The following is a 1,865-nucleotide window of genomic DNA, read 5'->3' as shown; positions in this document are numbered from 1 at the left end:
TTTGAGTTGGTTCTCGGCTTCTAGGACTTCCCGGCGGCTCTGAGCTCTGGTAAGTTGAGCTTTTGCTTCTGCTACTCTGCCTTGAGTTTCCCGCAATTCCCGCATTGGGAGGTCTACTTCGGCTTGTTTAATTTCGGTTTGGGCTTTGATAACTTCAGGACGGCTTTTTGCCTTAGCAACAGCGGCTTTTGCTTCGGCGAAGTGGGCTTGCGATTCCAGCATTGTGCGTCGCGCGATCGCCCCAGATGCCACTAATTCTTTGTCGCGATCGAACTGTTCTTTAGCCACAGTCAGTTCAGTTTCTGCCCGCGCTATTTCGGCTTGCGCTATTTCAACTTGGCGCTGATAGTTTTCTTTAGCGGCTTGCACAACTGAACGCTTATTTACCAAGTCTTGTTCTTGCTGGTACTGCTTGGTTGCTGCTGTCAGTTGGGTTTGGGCTTGGGCGATTTCTGCTGCGGATATTTGAAGTTGGCGATCGTAATTTTCTCGTGCTAGTTTGAAATCGCCTTGCGCTTGCTGCAAATCTGCCTCAGCTTCGGCTCGTTTCGAGAGAGATTCAACCCGCAATTGTCCTAATTCAGAACTCGATAAAACTGCAACGGGTTGACCTTTTGATACTTTGTCCCCAGGCTTAACCAACAACTCTACTACTTTGCCAGCAACAGGAGCCGTCACTTCGACTTTTTGGTTGGGCAAAGTTTCAATTTGTCCTGTGGTTTTGATGCCGATATCTAGTCGCTGGCGGGCGGCAGGGGAAACTTTAATTCCTAATCGTTTGGCTGTTTCGGCATCGACAGAAATAGCAGTAGGAGTTTCAGTTGTTTCGCCGCTGTGGTTAAATTCATCTCCGTGTCCCGCGTGGGCAAAAACGGCGGCGTCAGAGGTGAGGAATGCGAGGCTCAGGAGTAACCCAGAAACGCGGCAGAGCTTTATTGGGGAGGCGAAATAGTGGCAAGATTGCATGATTGAGTAGGGGCGAATCTGAACTCACAGCTCAGTTTTGCAGATAAATATGAAATCAGGATGAAATAGGTTAAATAAATTAGGACTTACGCACGGGTAGCCCGAAACCGGGTTTTTTACTAAAAAATTCGTTGCAGCCATAGAACAGGTAAAAAACCCGGTTTCTTTAGTCAATGCCGGGGCGGGTTTCTCAGGCTTTTTCACTTACCATTTATATTCGGGTGAACCCGCCACTACAGATATTGCGATAAATTTATCCACCCCGTCACTACTGTTTGTACCAAGCTTGCCGCCACTGTTTCATTTGCTCAATTTCTTGCTTTTGCGAAGTCAGAATTTCTTGAGATAAATTCTTCATTTCCGGTCGTTTTGACTTCTTCAAAGCATCTTCAGCCATCACTAAAGCTCCTTCGTGGTGAGGAATCATCGCATTGATAAATCGCAAGTCAAATTGGTCGTCAGCCGCCCCTAAATCCATGCTCATCATCATGTTTTGCATTTGTTCGGGAGTCATTGCCATCATGTGACCCATTTGAGCGTGATAAGCCATTGGCGTACTGCTGGCTTTGGGATACCAAGTTTTTCGCCACTCTTTCATTTGATTAATTTCGCGCTTTTGAGCAGCAATTATATCAGTGGCAAGCTTTTTCATTTCCGGACGTTTGGATTGTTTAAGCACATCTTTAGCCATGTTTACAGCGCCTTGATGGTGTACTGTCATGCCATCAATAAATCGCAAATCGTAGTCGGCATCAGCAGGGCCTAAATCCATTGACATATTGTGATTCATGCCATGATTCATGCCACCCATGCCGCCGCCTTGTGCCATGTCTTGCTTGTTGTTTGCTTCGGTTGCAGCCGTAACATTTGGGGCTTGAGTTTCGCTGGAAGGGGCTTTT

General features: G+C 46.9%; 2 protein-coding genes. Both read right to left on the bottom strand.

Annotated elements, in window-relative coordinates; translation table 11 throughout:
• Window positions 1–966: biotin/lipoyl-containing protein (locus ACUVJL_RS14010; protein WP_445246403.1), on the bottom strand; the 966-nt coding region annotated here is incomplete at its 3' end.
• 268 nt (window positions 967–1,234) lie between these two features.
• A partial coding sequence (locus ACUVJL_RS14005; RefSeq protein ID WP_445246402.1) for a DUF305 domain-containing protein occupies window positions 1,235–1,865 on the bottom strand: 631 nt, incomplete at its 5' end.

The organism is Microcoleus sp. OTE_8_concoct_300 (assembly GCF_031383065.1).
Lineage (GTDB): Bacteria > Cyanobacteriota > Cyanobacteriia > Cyanobacteriales > Microcoleaceae > Microcoleus.
The sequence above is the reverse complement of the archived record's forward strand: the minus strand, read 5'-3'. Positions and strand labels throughout refer to the sequence as shown.